Annotated in this window: 19 protein-coding genes; 8 read left to right on the top strand and 11 right to left on the bottom strand. The window is 69.8% G+C overall.

Going from position 1 to position 19,451, the window contains the following annotated elements; all coding sequences use genetic code 11:
• Window positions 1-15: 15 nt before the first annotated feature.
• From J4709_RS22400 to J4709_RS22365, 8 genes are all read right to left on the bottom strand, one after another.
• Window positions 16-1,398 carry a TadA family conjugal transfer-associated ATPase gene (locus J4709_RS22400; RefSeq protein ID WP_208243729.1) on the bottom strand — a complete coding sequence of 461 codons (1,383 nt, stop codon included), beginning with the start codon at window positions 1,396-1,398 and terminating at the stop codon, window positions 16-18.
• Complete coding sequence (locus J4709_RS22395) at window positions 1,395-2,171, bottom strand: hypothetical protein (protein ID WP_208243728.1); 777 nt, start codon at window positions 2,169-2,171, stop codon at window positions 1,395-1,397. Before J4709_RS22395 ends, J4709_RS22400 begins: the two co-directional genes overlap by 4 nt.
• 2 nt (window positions 2,172-2,173) lie before the next feature.
• The gene (locus J4709_RS22390; RefSeq protein ID WP_208243727.1) at window positions 2,174-2,875 is read right to left on the bottom strand and encodes an SAF domain-containing protein; all 702 of its coding nucleotides are present in this window, start codon (window positions 2,873-2,875) and stop codon (window positions 2,174-2,176) included.
• 8 nt (window positions 2,876-2,883) lie between these two features.
• Window positions 2,884-3,465: a hypothetical protein gene (locus J4709_RS22385; protein WP_208243726.1), complete on the bottom strand. Its 582-nt coding sequence runs from the start codon at window positions 3,463-3,465 to the stop codon at window positions 2,884-2,886.
• A 178-nt stretch (window positions 3,466-3,643) separates the two neighbouring features.
• A complete protein-coding gene (locus tag J4709_RS22380) occupies window positions 3,644-4,192 on the bottom strand; it encodes a hypothetical protein (RefSeq protein WP_208243725.1) in 549 nt (182 codons plus the stop codon).
• A gap of 226 nt (window positions 4,193-4,418) precedes the next feature.
• On the bottom strand, window positions 4,419-5,213 hold the full coding sequence (locus tag J4709_RS22375; RefSeq protein ID WP_208243724.1) for a hypothetical protein: 795 nt from the start codon (window positions 5,211-5,213) through the stop codon (window positions 4,419-4,421).
• A gap of 642 nt (window positions 5,214-5,855) precedes the next feature.
• Complete coding sequence (locus J4709_RS22370) at window positions 5,856-6,695, bottom strand: aminoglycoside phosphotransferase family protein (protein ID WP_208243723.1); 840 nt, start codon at window positions 6,693-6,695, stop codon at window positions 5,856-5,858.
• Window positions 6,696-6,780: 85 nt separating this feature from the next.
• Window positions 6,781-7,992, bottom strand: a complete 1,212-nt coding sequence (locus J4709_RS22365) for an NsdA family TPR-like regulatory protein (RefSeq protein WP_208243722.1) — start codon at window positions 7,990-7,992, stop codon at window positions 6,781-6,783.
• Window positions 7,993-8,332: 340 nt separating this feature from the next.
• Between J4709_RS22365 and J4709_RS22360 the strand changes: the two genes are divergently transcribed.
• The 8 genes from J4709_RS22360 (at window position 8,333) to J4709_RS22325 (ending at window position 16,873) form a co-directional block, all read left to right on the top strand.
• Window positions 8,333-8,728 carry an ATP-binding protein gene (locus tag J4709_RS22360; protein ID WP_208243721.1) on the top strand — a complete coding sequence of 132 codons (396 nt, stop codon included), beginning with the start codon at window positions 8,333-8,335 and terminating at the stop codon, window positions 8,726-8,728.
• A 121-nt stretch (window positions 8,729-8,849) separates the two neighbouring features.
• Window positions 8,850-9,434, top strand: coding sequence for an ATP-binding protein (locus J4709_RS22355; protein ID WP_372442128.1), 585 nt, complete (start codon window positions 8,850-8,852; stop codon window positions 9,432-9,434).
• Between the two features lie 813 nt (window positions 9,435-10,247).
• Window positions 10,248-11,288, top strand: a complete 1,041-nt coding sequence (locus J4709_RS22350; RefSeq protein ID WP_208243719.1) for a MarR family transcriptional regulator — start codon at window positions 10,248-10,250, stop codon at window positions 11,286-11,288.
• Window positions 11,289-11,371: 83 nt separating this feature from the next.
• Window positions 11,372-12,634 carry an AAA family ATPase gene (locus J4709_RS22345; RefSeq protein WP_208243718.1) on the top strand — a complete coding sequence of 421 codons (1,263 nt, stop codon included), beginning with the start codon at window positions 11,372-11,374 and terminating at the stop codon, window positions 12,632-12,634.
• Between the two features lie 82 nt (window positions 12,635-12,716).
• Entirely contained in the window at window positions 12,717-14,681 is a 1,965-nt protein-coding gene (locus J4709_RS22340) for a VWA domain-containing protein (RefSeq protein ID WP_208243717.1), read from the top strand.
• 510 nt (window positions 14,682-15,191) lie between these two features.
• On the top strand, window positions 15,192-15,587 hold the full coding sequence (locus J4709_RS22335; RefSeq protein WP_208243716.1) for a winged helix DNA-binding protein: 396 nt from the start codon (window positions 15,192-15,194) through the stop codon (window positions 15,585-15,587).
• Between the two features lie 114 nt (window positions 15,588-15,701).
• Window positions 15,702-15,905, top strand: coding sequence for a hypothetical protein (locus J4709_RS22330; RefSeq protein WP_208243715.1), 204 nt, complete (start codon window positions 15,702-15,704; stop codon window positions 15,903-15,905).
• Between the two features lie 545 nt (window positions 15,906-16,450).
• On the top strand, window positions 16,451-16,873 hold the full coding sequence (locus tag J4709_RS22325) for a hypothetical protein (protein ID WP_208243714.1): 423 nt from the start codon (window positions 16,451-16,453) through the stop codon (window positions 16,871-16,873).
• A 28-nt stretch (window positions 16,874-16,901) separates the two neighbouring features.
• Here J4709_RS22325 and J4709_RS22320 read toward each other — a convergent pair whose 3' ends face one another.
• From J4709_RS22320 to J4709_RS22310, 3 genes are read right to left on the bottom strand one after another with little or no spacing between them, the layout of a single operon-like run.
• Window positions 16,902-17,588 (bottom strand): DUF2637 domain-containing protein, encoded by a 687-nt coding sequence (locus J4709_RS22320; RefSeq protein ID WP_208243713.1) that lies wholly within the window; start codon window positions 17,586-17,588, stop codon window positions 16,902-16,904.
• Window positions 17,589-17,601: 13 nt separating this feature from the next.
• Window positions 17,602-18,561 carry a C40 family peptidase gene (locus tag J4709_RS22315; RefSeq protein ID WP_208243712.1) on the bottom strand — a complete coding sequence of 320 codons (960 nt, stop codon included), beginning with the start codon at window positions 18,559-18,561 and terminating at the stop codon, window positions 17,602-17,604.
• Window positions 18,561-19,427, bottom strand: a complete 867-nt coding sequence (locus J4709_RS22310; RefSeq protein WP_208243711.1) for a replication-relaxation family protein — start codon at window positions 19,425-19,427, stop codon at window positions 18,561-18,563. Before J4709_RS22310 ends, J4709_RS22315 begins: the two co-directional genes overlap by 1 nt.
• Between the last annotated feature and the right edge of the window lie 24 nt (window positions 19,428-19,451).

Genomic DNA, 19,451 nt, shown 5'->3' with positions numbered 1-19,451 from the left:
CAGCGAGTGCCGGCATCACAACCAGCCCTCCGCCCTCGTACCGGATTCGAGCAGAGCGGGGTCGAATCCCTCTGCGACCATCTCGTCCAGCAACGCCGCGCTGATGTGCCCTCCTGCCGGAGTGGCGCGGCCGTCGGCCGCGGGGGTGAAGACGAGGTTGCGGGTCGGTTCCACCGAGTCGGCCGGCGGGCCGATCTCCATCACCTGCGACACGAACCGTTCGTTGCTCGCCTGGTCACGCTGCAGGTAGACGATCAACGGCTCGGCCAGCCCGAACATCAGATGCACGTCATCGGCGCCCAAACCGAGATCGGCGCGGCGACCGAGCTGGACGACGCGGCTGAAGACGTGCTCGGGCCGGTGAACGTGGAGCGTGCACATCGAGCCGCGCGCCCCGGAGTACATCACCTCCAGCATCGGCGCCAGCTCCCCATGCCGCGCCTCACCCACGATCACCCGGTCCGGGTTCAGCCGCAGGCACGCCGGCACGAGATCCTGCAAGCGCACCTCGCCCGCGCCCTCGGCATTGGCTTGCCGGGCCTCCATGGCGACGACGTCATGGTGCCGGTGCGCCAGGCGCGGATCGTCCAGGAACAACTCGAAGTCGCTCTCCAGCGTGATGACCCGCTCCTGCGGCGGTATCTCGTTTGCCAGCGCCCGCACCAGCGTGGTCTTACCGGTGTTGACCTCACCACAGACGATCACGTTCCGCCGCGCCCGAATCGCCGCCCGCAGGAACTGCTCCAGCGGCTCGGTCAACGTCCCGAGCCTGGTGAGCTGCGGCAGCGTGACGTCAACCAGCCGGTGCACCCGGATCGCCAGATGCGGATGCCGCGACACCCAACCGACGACTGCGAGCCGGACACCGTCGGAGAGAGCGACGTCCAGCAGGGGCGAGGCGTGCGAGAACTCCCGGCCGGTGTTCCCACGTCGCGCCAGCAACTGCACCCACTCGACGAGATCCTCGTCGGTCTCGGCGACCGGCGGACCGGGCTTCTTCGAACCGTCGGTGAAGGTGACCCAGGTCTGCCGACACCCGTTGACGACGATGTTCTCCACATCGGACCGTTCCAGGTACGGCTGTAGCGGGCCCAGCCCGAACCGGCGATCGAACACCAGACGGGCGAGCTGGCGCTGTTCCTCCGCGGAGACGACCCGACCGAAAGTCACCTGCTCATCGGTCCATGCCCGCACCTGGGAGTCGATGAGCTGGCGCGCCCGTACACGGTCCACGCCGTCCCCGAGGACATCCGTCAACTGCGCGGACACATCCCGCACCGCCCTCCAGACAGCGGTGTCCTTCCCGGCCGCCGCTTCCTGCGACGCGCGGCCAAGGGAAGGCGAGTAACCGTTCTGGATACCCGGCCGAGCTACGGGCACCCAGCTTGCCCCGGTCACAGAACGGCTCCCTGAGCAGAGGAGACGGAATCCGCAACTTCGGCTTCGGTCGCGCGGATCCGCCGGCCCAGCCTGGCGAGCGATCGCATCAGCAGGGAGGTTCTGAACGACACCCGCGGGCGAGCACCATCGGACAGCACCCGCGCATCAGACGGCGAGTACGGCAGTTCGCCCAGCACCGGGGCATCGAGGACCCTTTCTACTTCCGCCGCACCGTAGGGGCCGTCCGTGACCAGGCACAGTCCGATGGTCGCTCGATCGCCGAGCATCTCCTTCAGCGCGTTCACCCGCGGCGTCGCCGCGTCGACCTGCGGCAGCGTGGGTTTCAGCACCATGACGACCGCCCGGGCCGCCCGCAACAGCTCGGTCGGCGTGTCCCTGCAGCCGATCTTCCCCAGGTCCGCGATCACATCGCCGTCTCGAGCGACTGCCGCTTCGGCCAAGCGATGCCACAACGGCTCCAGCCGGGATCCGTGCCGTGGGTCGCGCACGCCGTGCAGCAACTCGACCCGGTCCTCGTCCGCGATCGGCACGACGTAGTCGTCCAGCGGAAGGGGGACCTTCGTCTGCGCATCGGCCGCCATCGCCAGCCCCAGCAGTCCAGGCCCCGCCGATTCGCGCATCCGATCGGCCATGAAGCCGGGAAGGACTCGGCGCCCGGTCGGATCGCACTCGGCCAGCAGGACCCGGCCCGGCCACGTCAAGGACAGTCCCAGCGCTGTGCTGGTCGCTCCCGGCGAGCCACCTGGCGAAACCACGCAGTAGAGCGCCACGGTCAGCCTCGCCTTTCGGTGACCACGAGCACCACCAGACCGGCCGCCGCTTCGCGCGCCACCGTCGAACTGTCCGAATCGGCCACCAGGAGCGATGCGGTCATCGCGCCCTCCGCGTCAGGCCCGTTCACATCGTCGACCACCGCCTGGACGTCTCGCAGATTGGTGATCTGACGAGCTTGCGCAGCGGAACCTGCGGCTCCCTGGTCCTGGCTGCCAGCGGTGAAGACGACCCGTACTTTCCAGCCCGGAGCCAATCCCGGCGGCATCGCGCTCGACTTCAAGGGGACGGACACCAGCGCTTCACCTTGATGCGGTGTCGGCTCCGTCGCGAGCTGCCATGCGGCCAGTAGCGAGCCCTTCCGCAGGCCGATCGCCGCTCTGCGGCCGACGACGTCCTTGAGCTGCCGCCCCGGGACCGTCGTGACGGCGGGATCAGTCGCCACTCGGGTGACCGCGAGGTCCGCTTCGACGATCTTGCGTCCCATCGGGACGTCACGTGCCAGCAGGACCACCGGGACGCGGGTCCCGGACGCCTGGACCATCTGGACGTTCGCCACGACGGCGACCAGGATCAGGATCGCGCCACTGGCGATCCACAGGGGCCGCCGTTGCCGTGGCAGCCGCCCCAGCGACGCGGGCGCCGGATCGCCTGTCGTTCTTGCCAGGCGTGGTCTGGGCAACGTTCGTGAGCTGGACTTCATGGGACTCCTCATCCGTACAAGCTCTGCGCTTCGGCTACTCGCAGCCGGAAGACGGTCGACCGCGTCAGCGGCGGCAAAGCGCCGCCTGAGCCGTCCGAACCGCGCCAGGTGCCGCCCCAGGTCACGGACACCCGCATGCGGTAGGCGTGGCCGGGTTCATGAAGAGACGACCGTGAGAAGGTGTAGGAGCAGTTGGTGTGCTGATTCGCAGCCGGACGTGACCGGTCATAGGCCGTGCCGGGACCGGTGCATCGAACGACGGGACTCTCGTAACCGGGATCGATGGTCATGCTCTGCGGGCGGGCGGTCACCTCGACCCAGACGCCACGAGTTGCGACACGTCCCGTCTGTGAATGCCAGTTGGTCACCCAGACCCATTCCGGCAAGCCCACCAGCCCGTCCGAGCCGCGCGGCGGAGCCGTCCGCACCGTCGGCGCGGGAATCGGCATCTGCGCCCACTTGGTCAACGCCAACTGGGCGGGCGAGACCTTGGGCGCCTTACCGCCGCCATGCGCCGGTTCGCAGACTTGCACGTTGTTGCTCAGTGTCCGGCAGTCATGCGGCCCCATCTGGTCCGATTCCTCAGTCACAGAGGTAGCGGACTTCGGTTCAGGTGGCGATGAAGCCGGAGCGTTCCCGTCGTCACCAGCTCCGAACTTGTAGCTGTAGACGTTCCTCGTCGGCGGGATCGGATCGCGAGGCGGCGGCGCCAAGAAAGAGGCGGATGAAGCAACGATGCCGATGAACGCCGGAACCAGAGCCTCCAAATTAGCATCCCTTCTCGAGGGAGATGCTTTTCGTGACCCGCCACTTCCCGTCGCTCGCCTTTATTAGCATCGCCTTGGTGTTGTCATCTTTGATGCCACGATTGACCTTCTTGTGTGTGACTGTGTTGATGACACCCGCATTCCTGCTGTCCTGGCAGTCGAGTACCGTGGCACCGGCTTCAGTAAGCTCAACGCTCGTCACATGCGAGATGACATACCCGTAAGTCACGAGATGCTGCTTCTTCATCTCCGTGACCCGTTTCAGCACTCGCGAGAGTTGAGGGTCGACCATAACGGCGGCAAGTTGCTGCTCTCGGGAATCGTCAGGCAGGGCAGCTGCACGGTCCAGCATCACGACGAAGTTCCTGTAGGCGGACTCCGCTGCCTTCTTGTCGGCTTCGGACGACGAGGTCAACGATGTTCTCGAGCCGGTGGACGACGGTAGGGCAACGGCCTGTTGCCCGCCGTTGCACCCCGACAGTGCCAGGACGACTCCTGTCGCACCGATCCAACCGATCTGGGGAAGTAGCCGTCGACCGATCACGGGCACACTTCACCTCCGCATCCTTGATCATTTAAGTGCGCTCTTACGTCTTGCCGGGGCGGGACCGTGGTTGCGACGTCGAGCGATCGTAAGCGCACGCGGCAGGTCTTTTCTTCACGTCACGCCGTTGTGAGAGTAAAGCCCCGATCATCTGAGTCGACTCGCGTCGGCATGCATAACTTTTTGTCTTATATGCCGCCGATGCGAAGAACGCTTTGGGGTTGCCGCGGGGTTACATTCCGGATCCGGGAAAGATGCTCTCCGCGGAGACGCGACCGTCCAGGATCGCCGCGGCGAGCTTGGCCTCGGCGGTCTGCCGGCCCGTGTACAACCGCCAGGCGGCCACGTCCCGCGCCTGGGCGAGGTCCTGAACCGACCGGCCGTCCAGCCGGGTAGCGACGATCAGTTCGGCGTCCTCAGGGGCGATGACGCCTCGGTGTGCCGCGTCCCGCACCAGAGCGGCCAGGTCGACGTCCGAGGACGACCTGTGGTCGCCCAACTCGTAGGGGTCGGTGGGCAGCTCGCGGCTCGTACGGCAGCGGGCTCGGAACGCGCCTTTGCGCGCCCACTGCATGAGCCGCGCGGCGATGTGCGGTCTGTTGAGGTCGATGCGCGGCAACTGCGCCACGAATTCGGTGAGCATCTCCGAGACGATGTCGTCGATGAGCCCGCGGGGACTCATCCGGACCACCTGTCCGACCGTGCTCTTCAAGCCCGGCATCGCGACTCCGACGCATCCAACGACCCACGCCGGATCGCCCATGCGAGCACGGACGACCAGAACGCGCCAGACCGCGTCCTTCATCTCGTCGGTCGCCGCCGGCGCCAGCAGGAGCACCCGCAGCTCACCCAAGTCCACGGACCGGGCGGGGAGCCTGTGCCCGATCGCACGTCCGTCCACGGCCAGTGGCTGCGGCCCCGTGGTGAGGAGCTCGAAGGAACGCTCGGCGGTGTTCAGCGCGCGGCCGGTGTTCGTGTCCGCGGGTGTACCGGCGAGACGCTGGTCGTGGTTCTTGCGGCTGGTCATGACGCCCCCGAAGGTCGTGACGATTCGATGGCGTCAGGTGTCCAAGGAGGCGCATGCAGATGACGAGCACTTCGTGAACAGTCCCGCTGTTCACGAAGTGCTCGTCATCTGCTTAGAATCGCGCTGACCTGCATGAACACGGCCGAGCAGCTTCTGGTCGTGTGTCGTCAGTAAAGTCGCGCTCGTGCTTGAAAGGCCGTCTACCTGGGCTTTCGCTGATCACGAGATCACTTGGTAAAGGATCGTGTGCGACGCTGGCGTGCGTCCGGCCGACGGTGGGCGAGCGCACCCTGTACACGGTCGGCGGAGCCAGTTCGAGTCGCGTCCGCGATGTGGTCGATCACGGACGGGGCGCGTCCCCGGCGAGGAGCGGGCGGTAGAGACAGCCAGGTTCATTGAGTGGGCTGCGGGGGCGCAGCGGTGCTCGGGCCAACGGCAGTGCGGCCCCCGGTCAGCGGTTACAGCGCGATGGCCTCCGGAAGAGGCCCCGCCCTCCCAGCCCCGCACACGCGCCGCGGGGCCAGCCTGTTCACGTGACCCGCGATGCCTGCGTTTTCCACAATGCTGTGGAAAACGCAGGCATCGCCGTGCGGCGGCTGGTGACCTGCTGAAGTAAGCGTTAGCGGAGCAAGGCTTGGCTCGTCATGCGGAGGGGGCGGCCGGAGCCTTCCAAAGGGCTGCGGAGTCACCACTGCGCAGGGTGGCCAGGCGCCGAGCCAGTTCCTGGCGCGCCCGCGCGTGGTTGGTCGCCCTGCGGATGTAGGGGCTCAACCCGGTGATCTCGCGGACTTCTATCAACGTCTCGAACCCGCCCCAACCGCTGACGCCCCAGCCGTAGGCGTCGGTGAACTCGCGGAGTTCCGCTGTGCTGTGCCGCCCGAACCGGCGGTGCATGTAGTAGGGCTGTATAAGGTCCCACTCGCGAGGGCCGTGAGCGACGTGGTCCCAGTCGCCCAGTACCACGTCGCCGCCGCGAACGCGGATGAGGTTGTTGGGGTGTGCATCTCCGTGGACCAAGCCGGGTTCGAGCGCAGTGGCAAGGCTGTTCCAGGCTGTGCGCAACTCGCGGATGCGGGTGAGCAGCCAAGCTCTATCTTGATCGGCCATCGCGCCCTGAACCCTGTTAATGGCGGAGGCGACGCTCGCGAACGGATCGTCGAGACGCCGAACGCCCATCGGTGCGGCTGGTCGGTTGTGGAGGTCGTGCAATAGCCGGCCGAGTTCGGTGCCGCTTCCCGGTGGGTGATCAACGACGTCGAGTAGCCGCCAGACCGAGATGACGCGGCCCTTCACTCTGAACGGGGCAAGGTCGACGGGTTCGACGCAGGGGAATCCTTCGGCGGATAGCCAGCGCGTCACTTCGACCGACTGCTTGATCCGGTCGAACGCGTCCGGATTCCCTGCTATCCGCACGAGCAGATGCGCTGCAGGCAGCGCCACGGCGGTGTTGCTGTGCTCGTGTATAACGCGCGCATCGTCCACAGGGACGTGGCATCGGGCGCCGACTGCATCCACTGCCGCGGCGACGTCAGCGGGGAGATCACGCATGGGCTTGCTTTTCCCGAGCTCAACGATGGCAATCCGCTAGCACCGGACGCGCGGCTTCGCGTAGTTCGACGACGGCGGGGTGGGCTTGATGGGGGCCGAGTGCAGTGAGCATCTCGGCGACGCGGACGCATACACGGCGCGAAGAGATCTGCGAGGCGAGGGCGAGCATTTCGTGGCCGCGGGCGCAGGCTTGCTCGACCTCCAGGCTCTGAGCATGGGCGATCGACAGGATGCCGAGTGTGAAGGCGCGGGGACGGAGGTCCGAGCGCACCGACAGGCTCTCTTCAGCCGACCGGACGGCGTCTCGCCCCATGCCGAGGTTCACATAGCAGCGTGCCTCCTCGTGCCGCAGATGCCCCCAGCCGTAGGCGCCCATCCAACTGGGCTCCTCGGCGGTGCCGGCCTGCTGGAAGGCGTCCCAGACATTGCCGAGAATCCGCTGCGTACGTGCCCGATCGCCCGTCAGCGACGACGCTAGGGCGGACTTGGTCGTCAGGAATGCGCGCCCGAGCGGCGGCGCAGTGCGAGCGACACCTACGGCGCCCTCGGTGTATGCCAGGGCCTGTTGCACGTGGTCTGCCCGCTGTGTGCTCCCGGTGGCAAGCGCGGCCCGGTGCATCTCGTGCTCGCCGCGGCGAGACAGCACCCAGGCCGTCAGGGACACATCGCCGGATTCGTTGGCCATGCTCGCGGCCCGGCCGAGCAGCGTCAGCGATGCGTCCAGCCGGTCGGTGTCCAGATTCATCGCCGAGACCCGCATCGCGAACTCGGTGGAGACGGCGAACAGCCGACGGCGAAGCGCGTCGGGCGCAGGCCCGTGCAGGCGTGGCTCGATCACGTCGGTCAGGTAGTCGGTGGCCTGCTGACGGATCCGAGCACCGCCGAACTGCCGGTCGGACGTCATGAGCGCGGTGAGCATGCCCCGGATCGCCTCGACATCGCCCGCACTCGGTTTGGGGACGACCGGCTCCTCTGGGCCACTCTGAAAGAGTTCGTCCTCGTCCATGTTCAGCGCCCTGGCGTACAGGGTGCGATACCGCTCGGTGATCCGGACGACGTCGCCTTGCTCCCAACGCTCGATGTAGCGGCGCAGGCTTCGGACGCTCGGCATCTTGTGCGGGTGGTCGGCGGCGTTTCGGAGCTCTTGCGCCATGCGCGGGATGTCCCAGCCCAGCGCTCGCCGCTCACGGCGCATCCGTGCACGCACCCGTGGGGTCGTCTCATAAGCCATGAGCGTGCACCTCGCCACCTGCCAGCCGTCCCTTGAACGTGAAGATGTCGCAAGCTGTCGAACATTGTCGGCTAGAGCTCCACCCTCGGCTACGACTTCACTTGCAGTGACCAAATCGTCACTAACAAGGGAGGTCAGTCCCAGTGCTCGACGCATCAGCCAGCAGGCCCGAAGTCTCCGAGGAGATCGCACCTCCTGCGCTGTCCCGCTCCGTGGCCGAGCGGCGGCGACCGATGCCGCCAGACCCGCTGCGCAGCCCGCCCCGACCCACGATCCGAAGGCGGGCCACCGTCGAGATCGAGGCCCCGCTGTGGCCGTCTGCCGGAAACGCCCCACTCTGATGAAGGCCGTGGTCATGCTGAGTGAAACCCGAGACATGCTCATCCTGGACCCGACTCCTCAGGCTCCCGAAGTCGCCCGCCAGTTCCTGCGCACCCGCTTCGCGCGCTGGGGGCTGGACGACTACGACGGGCAGCTCGTGGTCTCCGAGCTGGTCACCAACGCGCTGCTTCATGGTGCCGGCGCGATCGTCGTGCGCGTCTTCCAGGACGAGCACAGTTGCTTGTCGAAGGTCGAGGTGACGGACAAGGGCGTGGGACGCCCCGTCCTGCGTCCACCGAACTATGCACTCAGCTCAGGGCGTGGCCTCTCGATCGTCGCCGCGCTCGCGCACGCCTGGGGCGTGCGCCCGCTCCCAGGCGGCGGCAAAACCGTTTGGGCGCTGCTGCCCGGCTGACTTCAATATCTTCGATTTCTGTTGCACCTCGCGAGTGAGTTCTTCGCGCTCGTCACGCATCGCTATTTCTCGCCTTTGAGCGCGATACGCGATGGGTCCGGGGGAGTTCTCGACTTGACAAATGGCGACGAGGCAAGCACTAATGCGTTTCCGGCGGGCCGCTCCTGTGGTCGGTCCGCCCATACCCGACATCCAAAGAAGAAGGGACGAGGAAGTGGCAGCGAAAGGTTGGGGCCTGTGCTCTGCAGGCGAATGGCTGTGGGGCTCGGAACCGATGCGATGGCGTCGGGTGTTCCCGGGCCGCGCGGACCAGGTGACCGTGGCCCGGCAACTGACGGCGGCGCTCTTCGCCGGCACCAGCCGCGAGGAGGAGGTCGCGGTGGTGGTGGCCGAGTTGGCGAGTAACGCCGTCCTGCACACTCGGTCGGGCTACCAGGGAGGCTGGTTCGGCCTGGAGGTCACGCTGCAGGACGTCGCCTACATCGCGGTGACCGACCTCGGAGGCGGTTGCATCCCGACAATCCGCTCCGAGCAGCCGGGGTGCGAGCCGCGGGTGAACGGACGCGGTCTGCTCATGGTGTCCCGGCTCGCGCTCTCGGTGGGGATACACGGCAGCCCGGACAACGGTCACACGGTCTGGGCCGACGTCGATCTGCGCAGCAAGACGGCTACGGCACCGGTGCAGGACACGCCGCTGGCGTCATGAGGGAGGGCCCAGCCTGGGACTAGCAGGCTGGCCCCTCAGGGGACAGAGTAGAACAGCTCCCCTGGAGATCGAGGCTCCGTCCCGGCCCCTGGTGCTTACCGGGCCGCGGACGGAGCCTATCCCCATTTGTGGCGCTTCTTCGCTTTTCTCTGCAGGAGATAGCCCACGCTGCGGGCCGCGTCTTTTCGGGGTTCTGTTCGGGCTTCTCTTCGGGCTTCTTCTCGGGGTTCCGTCTATGACCAGAAGCCCTTGATAGGTGTGTCCGGGCAGGTCAGTGCGCTGCTGCATCTTCTGTTCGTGGGCCCGACTCGTCTCCAGGACGACACCTGGTAATAGCCCGCGCGTATGTGGATGCTGGGGTTCGGTGTTCCCCTGCGGGCTTACATGTCGACGTCTCCTTGCCGCTCTACTTCAACGCCCTACAACCCGCCGGAGCGGCTTGTGCCGGCGGCTCGCGTCCGCGCTGGAGGTCGACTCGGGCGTGCCCGGCCGTGACGGCGAGGTGTCCGACTGGGCGAGGCGGCGGATCACCCAGCCATAGTCGCGCCTCTGACCAGACCTATTCAGCAAAAGACGTTGGCGCGGTGGCGCGGTCGGCGGTCCGCGCGGTTTCGGTACGGGAAATCAGTGTTTGCCGTTGCTTGGGTTTGGGTGCGGCGTGCGTGAATGGTGACATCGTTCAGCCGTTGAGGTGACTAAAAAAGTGGCCGAAGGTGCTTGCCTGCCGTTATGGCATCGAGAAATGGTCGAGCTCCCGGTGAACGGGAACGGCGCCGAATCGCGGTTGCCGAACCGAATGGAATGGGAGTCGAAATGGCCACGAAGAACGCCGCTGCCAACGTCATTGACGGAAACGGCGTCAACGGCACGCAGGGCCCGGCTGACGGCGCCGCCGGTGTCGCGGGCGGGACGCGTCCGGCGGGGGCGGCTGGGGACGTGTGGGACGCGCTGGCGGGCAACCCCGGTGCGACGGTCGCCGCGATCGCGGCGGCAGCGGGTGTCAGCCGGGCCACGGTCACGCGGACCCTGACCGCGCTGGAGGCGGACGGGCGGGCGGTGCGGACGCCCGGTGGGCGGGACGGCGGTAAGCGGCAGCCCGACACCTGGCACCCCGCCGACACCATCGCGACAGACGGCGCCACCACCGGCGCCACCGACGACGCCGTGACCGATGGCGCGGACGCCGGTGAGGGCGACACGGCGCCGACCGGCCCAACCCCGCATCAGGACGCGGTGTCCGGTCCCGTGGACGCCCCCGGCACCGCCACGGGCGGCGCGGGCGCGTCCGGTGCGGACAGCACCACCGGGGGCTCGGGCGCCGATGCGGACGGCGCCGGGGACACCGGCACGGCTGACGCGGACACCGGCACGGCCGACGAGGACACCGGTGCCGACGGGGAAACGGGGATGGACCCGGCGGCGGTGGCCGAGGCGCGGGACGCGCTGACGGCGTTGCGTGACGGGATCACGGCGGCGCTGACGGCGCTGGAGGCCGGGGACGGCGAGGGGGCGCTGACGGCGGCTGAGGGCGCTTACAGCGGGTCGGGGTTGGTGCGGCGGCTGGTGCGTGCGGCGGCGCGGGGGCCGGTGCGGACGGCGTCGGGGCGTTTGCGGACGGCGCCGGGTGTGATGCGCGCGAAGGTCGCCGGGCACCTGGAGGCGCATCCGGGGGCGGCGTTCACGCCGCATGAGGTGGCGAAGGTGATCGGGCATTCGGCGGGTGCGGTGTCCAACGCCCTGGACCGGCTCGCCGAGGCCGGTGACGCCGAGCTGGTGTGCGAACGTCCCCGCCGGTTCACCACCACCCACCGCGCCACCGGTGCCGCCAAGGCGGCCGCTCCTGCCGCGCGCTGACCGTACCGACCGCCATCGGGGGCGGGCACCGCCGCCCGCCCCCGGCGCCCGACCACCACCGACACACCTGCAGGAGGCACGCCATGACCACCGCACCCGCCAACCCGACCACCACCGCATCCATCACCCTGCCCGCCACCGCATCGGGTACCGCCCCGGGGGCCGCGCCCGCATCATCGGGCGGGCGGCTCGGGCAGGGTGAGTTGCGGCGCCGGGTCGCCGCCGTGCTGGCCGACCGTCCGGGGGATCTACTCACGCCCGGTGAGATCGCCAAGGAGCTGGCCCGGTCGGCGGGTGCGGTCGCCAACGCCCTGGACACCCTGACCGACCGGGGACAGGCCGAACGGGTGGCGGGGCGGCCGCGCCGTTATCGCGCCACCGCCACCACCCTCGACGCCACCAAGGGCGACGGTGCGGGCGCCCGGACGGCGCGCCGTACGCCACCGCCCGCGCCCGCACCTGCTACCCCGCCGTCCGGCACGGCCACCACGCCCACAACGGCCACGGCCGCATCGGGGAAGGGCACCAGGAAGGCGGCGGGGACGAACGTGCGGGGCCCGGTGGTGCGTCCGAACGGTCAGACCTATCATCCGCGCCGGTTGGCGGACCTGCCGGACGTTGGGGCGTTGCGGCGGTTGCGTGAGGCGTCGATCGCGGCGCTGTTGTACGGGCCGCCGGGGACGGGGAAGACGTCGCTGGTGGAGGCGGCGTTCCCGGATCTGATCACGGTTGCGGGGGACGGGGACACCGCCGTCGCCGATTTCGTGGGCGAGTACACCCAGGCGCCCGGCGGCGGCTATGAGTTCGTGTACGGGCCGCTGGTGGCGGCGATGACCGAGGGCCGGTGCCTGTTCATCGACGATGCCACGCTCATCTCGCCGAAGGTGCTGGCGGTGGTGTATCCGGCGATGGATGGCCGCCGTCAGATCACCGTGAAGGCCCACAAGGGCGAGACGGTCACTGCCGCTGAGGGGTTCTATGTGGTCGCCGGTCACAACCCGGGCGTGCATGGGGCGGTGCTGACCGAGGCGCTGGCGTCGCGGTTCGCCGCGCAGATCCAGGTGTCCACCGACTACGACCTCGCCATCACGCTCAAGATCGACCCGCGCGCGGTCCGCGTCGCCCGCAACCTGGCCCGCCGCAAGGAGTCCGGCGAGATCGGGTGGGCGCCGCAGCTGCGAGAGCTGATCGCCTTCCAGAAGATGACCAGGGTCCTGGGGGCTGAGGCGGCGGTCGCGAACCTGGTCGGCATCGCGCCCGAAGAGGACCGCGACGCGGTCGCCGAGGTCATCGGCTCGGTCTACGGGCGCGCCGTCGCCCCGCTGGCCCTGGGCCGCCAACTCTGACCCACGCCACCCCGGCGCCACCCGCGCCGCCCGCTTGCCCGCGCCCGTCCGGGCGCCCATCACCACACACACCGGGGGAATCATGACCGCGCACATCGTTGCCACACCCGCACCCGCCACCGGCCCCACCACCGCCACCGCACCCGCCACTGGGACGGGCACCGCCGCCCCGGCGCCCGGCGCCGTGCCCGCGCCCGTCGGTGTGGCGGGTGCGGGGTTGCGTGGGGCGTGGCTGCCGCTGTCGGCGGCGTTCACCGACGCCGTGGCCGACCTCACCGACCGCCAGGATCTCACCGTGCAGTGCGCGCCCGGCCTCGGCCAAGGCGCACCGGGGTGTTTCATGCCAGCGCTGGCCACCATCGAACTCGACGGCGCGCACCTGCGGCACCGGCCCGAGACGTGCGACCCCACTCGGCCCGCCGACCGTTACCGCTATCCGGTGTTGTGGGGTGTGCTGGTGCACGAGGCGGCGCACGCCACCCATACCCGTTGGGAACCCTCCGCCGGTGCGCTGACCGGTGTGCCCGCCGCCGCGATCGATGCCGCGATGGCGTTGGAGGAGTCGCGGATCGAGGCGGCACAGATTCGCCGCCGCCCTGCCGACCGGCCCTGGTTGCGCGTCACCGCCAGCAGCCTCGTCCTTCCCAGCTTCTTCACCCCCGCCACCGCCACCTCATCGCCCGGCGCCCCGCCTGCTACCGGCCCGACCGGTCCCTCGGGCACGACCAGCGGAAGCGGCGCGCCGTCCGGGGCCGGTGCGGCCGGTGCCGGTGCGGCGGTGGCGACGCCGGGCGGGGCGATGACGCCGTGGAACGCCGGATACGCCGCCGCGCTGCTGCTGGCCCGCACCGACGCGGGGATCCTGACCTCGGCTGAGACCGCGTCCCTGCGCGAGGTGGTGGTCGGGGTGCTGGGTGAGTCGCGGTTGAGTGCGCTGTCGGCGCTGTGGCACATCGCCCACGCCACCGCCGACACCGACGGCGAGGCGATGCTGGACCTGGGGCGGCGGTGGTGCCGGATCATCGGCACCCGCCCCGACCAGCCCGTCCCTGCCCCGCCGCCCGGAACCCCCGGTGCCTCCGGTGACCCCTCGCCTCTGGTCAAGGCGATCGGGGAGACCCTGATCGCCGTCCACAATTCCAGCGACACCCCCGCTACCGCACCCGGCACGGCCGCCGACCCGGCCGCCCCAACCGACCGTAGAGAAGAACGCCGGCGGGAGAAGAAGGCGCGAGAAGAGGCACAGCGGGCGGCGCGGCGGGTGTTCGCGCCCAGCACCACCCCCACGACCCGGCGCGGTCCCACCGCCATCACGGGCACCCGCCCCCCGCAACCGGCCGAGCAGGCCGCCGCCCGCCGCCTGGCCCGGCAGTTGCGCGCCGCCGCGCACCGCGACCGCGTCACCACCCGCACCACCTCGGCCACCCCGCCCGGGCGCCTCAGCATGCGCGGCGCCCTGGCAGCCGACGCCCAACGCGCCGCCGGGACCACCCCCACCGCCGAACCGTTCACCCAAACGATTCGCCGCCACGTGCCCGCCCCGCCGCTGCGCGTCGGGATCGCCTGTGATGTGTCCGGATCCATGAACGCCTTCGCCGGACCGGTCGCCTCGGCCGCGTGGATCATCTCCCGCGCCGCAGGACACGTCCCCGACGCGATCTCCGCCTCGGTCATCTTCGGCGCCCGGGTGCGGGCCCTCACCCGCCCCGGACACACACCCGCACAGGTCCCGGAATTCGCCGCCACCGACCCGCGCGAAGACTTCACCACCGCACTCGACGCCCTGGACGCCGCCCTCGACCTGTCCCGCCCCGGCGCCGCCCGCCTCCTGGTGATCGTCTCCGACGGCAAATTCAAAGACCCCCACCCCACCCTCGGGCAGCAGCGCCTCGACCGGCTCACCACCACCGGATGCGCCGTGCTGTGGCTCGCCCCCGACCGGCACGCCACCGTCCTGGACGGCGCCCACCGCCTCACCCTCACCGACCCCACCCGCACCGCCGACACCATCGGCGCCGCCGCCACCCGCGCCCTCCGCAACGCCTAGCCACGCCACCGCGCCGCCCGGCCTGCCCGGTGCCAACGGGCGGGCCGGGCGGACCGCGCGACCCGGCAGATCAATTCGCACTCTTTCGAAAGCACCCTTGAAAGGAGTTCCCGTGGCCGGCGAGTTCGACGTCCTTCTCAACCCGCCACTGAGCCCGGGCATCGCATCCCGGCGTCCCCCGTGCCGTTCGCGTCACGTCCGCCGCCCGTGGGAACGGGCGGACCACCTGACCACCGCCGCCCCGCACCCTGCCCCCGATGGCGCCGGGTCCCGCCCGCTGCACGCCACCACCCGCTATCAGCAGAACACCGACCAGCACCCAGCCACCCGACCAGCACCACACACACCCCCGCGACCGCCCGCACCTCTCACGGCCGACCCACGCCCCACCCGGACCTGCCAGGCACGAAGCCGAGGTCCCCCCGCCCGGCCTCAATAGCTCACCCCAACCGCCCGCTACAGCGGGCCCGCCTCAACCGCCCAACGTGATCGACCCGTGAAGGAGCTCGTATGTCTCGCGTCATCTCCGTTGACAACAACATCAAGACCTTCCTCGAAAGCCGTAGAAGGTACACCGGCGAACCCCTTAACACGGTGTTGCGCCGCCTGATCGGCCTCGGCCCGAACCCCGTGGAGTCCCTGACCAGAGTGCAGGACGCCGCCTTGGCGGCGTTGCGCCCCGACCAGGCCCAGACCGTCACGCAAATCGCCTCGACGGCCGGAATCGGCGTCTCGACCGCCGGAAAGGCCCTCAACGACCTCGAACGAGAAGGGCTGGCCATCCGGCACCGGGTGCCTGGTGACGCCACCCGCCGCTGGCACTACGAATGGCTCCTGGCCAACCGGCCTCATTCCGCCCCCGAACCCGTTGCCTCGCCCGGCGCCGCCTCCTGGGAGATGTCTTGACCGCGCGCCGACGGGCACCGAGCTGGGCCGTGCATCGCGGGCCTCTGGAGCGTCATGAAGATTCCCCAGTTCTCTGACCCAGGCATGGCCACGCGAGAGAAGGAGGGCCGGGACGTGGCCGCACCGGAACCGTTCGCGTCGATGACACCGGAGCAACTCGACTACTGGCTCCGTGAGGTCCGGCCCCTGCTGATCCGCATGCGGGAGCGGTCCGAGGAGCGCGCCCGGCAGCAGGCGCTCGAACTGATCCGCCGTCCGCTACGGGACCGCCCGACCGGCACCGATGCGGTCCGCCACCGCGATGAGGACAAGGAGTGACTCATGGGCTGAAACACGCGCGATGAGCCGATCTGCGACGTGGAAGACCGCTGCGGGTACGGCACGGGCTTCGGTTGAGTCTTGCGGGTGCCCGCTGGGAACAGCGGGTGCACGGCGGCGTCGTGATGGTGTCCCACGACGGCGGCAAGACGTGGAACAGGGTCGAAGAGGAGGAGGACGAGGACGATCGGCCACGTGTGAGGGCTGACGCCACCGGCGCCGCCAAGTGCTGCCTCCGCAACACATAGCCCGCCACCTCGCCGCCCGGTTCCCACGAGGTTGCCTGGCCCGCCCGACGCGAACGGGCGGGCCAGGTGGACCCACAACGAGCAGCTCCATCCGCGCACTTCGGACCCGCGTCTGCGGTTTGAACGCGGCCGGAAGGATGCGGCACGCGGGCCCCGGGCCGCGTCCCGCGCCGCCCAGCCGCCAACTGCCAAAGTCTCGCCGAGGGGGCGCTCTTGGAGATCGCCCCGTCTCTTCTCCGCAGCGCACCACCGTTGCCCGGGGTCGTATCGACCGCCCGCACCGAAAGGGACCGATCCATGAACCACAACGCACTCGCCGTACCGGCCGAGCCCGCAACCGCCTGGCTCATCCAGGAGTTGTGCGGCCTCATCGACATCACCGCCGAGCTGGACTCCAACCCCCGAGACCGCTACGCGGTCACCCAGAAGCTGATCGCGGCCGCTCACCGAGTCGCCGCCGCCACCGGACCCGTCCTGGACCGGGACGCCGCACTCATCACCGCGCTGCGCGAGGCCGCCACCGCCCGGCCCGCCGCGCCGGACGTCTGCGCCGACTGCCGCACCGTCGAGTGGTGCGGTCGCCATGCCGTCGGTCTGGACGTCGCCGACACCTACAACGACCTCGGCCGTGCCCTCTACGGCCCCGTCTATGACGAATGGGCCCCCACCCCAGCCGGGCCATCGGCAGCGAGCCCGCCAAAGACTCACCATCCTGGATGACGAGCAGCTGAACCAGCCGCCATCCGGCTCAGTCGGAGGGCGGCTGGTTCCCGGCGTTGATGATCTGCTTGACCTTGCGGCGGTCGATGCCGTACTTCTCCGCCAGATACCGCTGTGACAGAGGGCGGCCGGGGCCCTTCAGGCTCGCCCGGTACTCGATGAGGACCGCCTGCGCCGGGGTGCACTGGATGCTCTGCTCCACCGTGGTGCGCGCGGCCCCTGGTTGCTCCAGCGTGGTGCGCTGCTGGGCTTCGGCGCCGGCGCCGGGCTCAATGGCGTTGCGGATCAGGGTCATCAGCAGTTCGAAGGAGCCGATGACGGCGAGGGCGGGCCAGGCGCTGACCAGGGCGCCGGTGACGCCGTGAGCGGCGCCGTGCGCCACGTTGGCGCCGATGGTCGCCACGATGCCCGCTGCCAGGCTCCACCGGGCCAGCGCGGGCACGGGGCGGCTGCGGCGCCCGGCGTCCAGGACCACCATCGACGCGGCCCAGATCAGTCCGTCCACGGTGACCGGCACCAGCCGCGCCGTCAGACCGGCCTCGCCATGCGAACGGGTGAGCTCAAGGATGTGTGCGTAGGAGATGGTCGCGGCGACGCCGGCGACCGCGATCACAGCGAGGGCGGCCGTGGCCCGGGTGAGGCGATCCGCCCACGCTGTCACCTGCCGGGCCTTCTCGCTGCGCACCGGACTCCCCTCCGCACCTTCATCTCTCATGCGCGGGCTTCTCTCATGGGCGGGCTGCGGCGGGTCGGGTGAAACCGAGCAGGCTGGGGCGGGTGTACGGCTGGATCTGCACGACCGTGCCGGTGTGGGGTGCGGCGATCATCTTCCCGGCGCCGATGACCAGCCCGACGTGTCCGGGGTTGCGGGCGGAGGTGCCGGGCCCGGAGTTGAAGAACACCAGGTCGCCGGGCTGCTCGTGGCCGGTGGGGATGTGGGGGCCGTGGCGCCATTGGTCGCCGGAGACGCGCGGGATGGTGACCCCGGCGGCGCGGTATGCGGCGTAGACCAATCCGGAGCAGTCGAAGGCGTTAGGGCCGGCAGCGCCCCAGGCATAGGGCTTGCCGAGCTGCGCGCGGGCGAACGCGATCGCCGCGGCGGCCGCCTTCCCCGGCGGCACCACGGTGAAGACCCCGGGGTCGGCACAGCCATCGCTATCCGGGGCGGCTCCGTGCCCGGCGTAGGCACGGGCCTGAGCCAGAAGGGAGTCGACGTAGGTGTCGGAGTGGTTGTACTGAAAGAGCGCCGCGCGAATCTTGTCGGGTGCGCCGTTGTGGTGGAGATAGCGGGCGGCGGCCGGGATCGCGTCGGCCGGGTCGTAGATGTTCCTTCGTCCGTCATTGTCGCCATCGACCCCGAACGCCTTCCAGGTTTCGGCGAGGAACTGCATAGGGCCGGCGGCGCCGGCGGAGTTGGTGCCGGTGCGGATGCCCGATCCGGGGCCGCGCCCGTGATCGGACTCGACCTTTCCGACGGCGGCCAGCACGTTCCAGCCGATCCCGTACTCGGCCCCTGCCTTGCGGTAGAGCGCCAGATATGTGGCGGGGATGCTTTCGGTACCTGGTCCAGCCTGGGGTTGGCACGTTGCGCCTGCGTTGCCGGAACCGGGGATGACGGCGCCGATCACCGCGACGAGCACGGCCATCAGTACCAGGATGCCGACGAACGCTCCGATGACCAGCGGCATCAGGCGCCTGCCGAGTCGTCGTCTGCCCGATCATGCCGGGGGACGGTTGCCCACAGGAGCGCGAGGTCGCCGAGGCTCCGCCGAGGGCCGGTGGCGTCGGCGGGCAGCCAGACGGATCCGGCAGGGCCGCCGGGTGTGTGGACGGCGGGTGTGTGGACGGCGGTCGCGACCGGTACCTCGGGTGCGCCGAGTAGTCGGCGGAGATTGGCTTCGCGTTTGGCCGAGGGAAGCCAGAACAGAACGGGTGTGGTGATGCCGGTGGCCTCGGCGAGGTCGGCGTAGCCGCCGAGTTTGGCGGTGACGCGGGCGAGGGTTTCGGTGCCGGTGTCGTGCTCTAGGAAGAAGTCCAGCGTGGTCGGTGGGCCGTCGGCGCGGCGCGGTGTCCAGCGGCCGAAGGCGTCCGGTCGGGTGAGGTCGCCCCACAGGGCCGCGCAGCGTTGTTCTGACCACCATTGCTCCACGGTGCCTTCGTGGCGTCGGGCGTGAGCGTGCAAGGCGACGAAGAACTCGTTCACGCCGATCTGGTGGGCGAGGCGCGGTGAGACGGCGATGGCGGTGGCGGTGTCCTGTCGGTATCCGAACTCGGTGGGAGTCTGGCCGTGTTCGACCGCTAGGACGTGTGCGCCGGCGGGGCCGAGGACCCAGTGCCAGGGTTTGGAACCGACGGGCGTCCAAGGACGGAACCGTAGGAGTGCGTGGTGGCGGTGCAGATGGTTGAGACGCTGCCGGGCACGTTCGGGACTGGGGAAGAACAGCGTGGCCAGTTGGGCGGTGGTCAGGACGCGGTGTTCCCAGACCAGGGCGAGCAGGTCCCGGTCGCGGCCAGTCAGCCGATAGGCGAGATTTGCGACCATCTCGGCGGACATACGTGGCGGACGGATCTGGGTTCC

It is taken from the genome of Actinomadura violacea, from assembly GCF_017573465.1.
GTDB lineage: Bacteria > Actinomycetota > Actinomycetes > Streptosporangiales > Streptosporangiaceae > Spirillospora > Spirillospora violacea.
This window is presented reverse-complemented; position numbering and strand designations above follow the sequence as displayed.

What these genes read in the sequence shown, in the direction of transcription:
- J4709_RS22360 (WP_208243721.1), top strand. Translation starts at nt 8,333, where the DNA reads ATGAAGGCCGTGGTCATGCTGAGTGAAACCCGAGACATGCTCATCCTG.
- J4709_RS22375 (WP_208243724.1), bottom strand. Translation starts at nt 5,213, where the DNA reads ATGACCAGCCGCAAGAACCACGACCAGCGTCTCGCCGGTACACCCGCG.
- J4709_RS22310 (WP_208243711.1), bottom strand. Translation starts at nt 19,427, where the DNA reads ATGTCCGCCGAGATGGTCGCAAATCTCGCCTATCGGCTGACTGGCCGC.
- J4709_RS22335 (WP_208243716.1), top strand. Translation starts at nt 15,192, where the DNA reads ATGTCTCGCGTCATCTCCGTTGACAACAACATCAAGACCTTCCTCGAA.
- J4709_RS22315 (WP_208243712.1), bottom strand. Translation starts at nt 18,561, where the DNA reads ATGCCGCTGGTCATCGGAGCGTTCGTCGGCATCCTGGTACTGATGGCC.
- J4709_RS22320 (WP_208243713.1), bottom strand. Translation starts at nt 17,588, where the DNA reads ATGAGAGATGAAGGTGCGGAGGGGAGTCCGGTGCGCAGCGAGAAGGCC.
- J4709_RS22345 (WP_208243718.1), top strand. Translation starts at nt 11,372, where the DNA reads ATGACCACCGCACCCGCCAACCCGACCACCACCGCATCCATCACCCTG.
- J4709_RS22340 (WP_208243717.1), top strand. Translation starts at nt 12,717, where the DNA reads ATGACCGCGCACATCGTTGCCACACCCGCACCCGCCACCGGCCCCACC.
- J4709_RS22365 (WP_208243722.1), bottom strand. Translation starts at nt 7,992, where the DNA reads ATGGCTTATGAGACGACCCCACGGGTGCGTGCACGGATGCGCCGTGAG.
- J4709_RS22355 (WP_372442128.1), top strand. Translation starts at nt 8,850, where the DNA reads ATGGCGACGAGGCAAGCACTAATGCGTTTCCGGCGGGCCGCTCCTGTG.
- J4709_RS22350 (WP_208243719.1), top strand. Translation starts at nt 10,248, where the DNA reads ATGGCCACGAAGAACGCCGCTGCCAACGTCATTGACGGAAACGGCGTC.
- J4709_RS22390 (WP_208243727.1), bottom strand. Translation starts at nt 2,875, where the DNA reads ATGAAGTCCAGCTCACGAACGTTGCCCAGACCACGCCTGGCAAGAACG.
- J4709_RS22325 (WP_208243714.1), top strand. Translation starts at nt 16,451, where the DNA reads ATGAACCACAACGCACTCGCCGTACCGGCCGAGCCCGCAACCGCCTGG.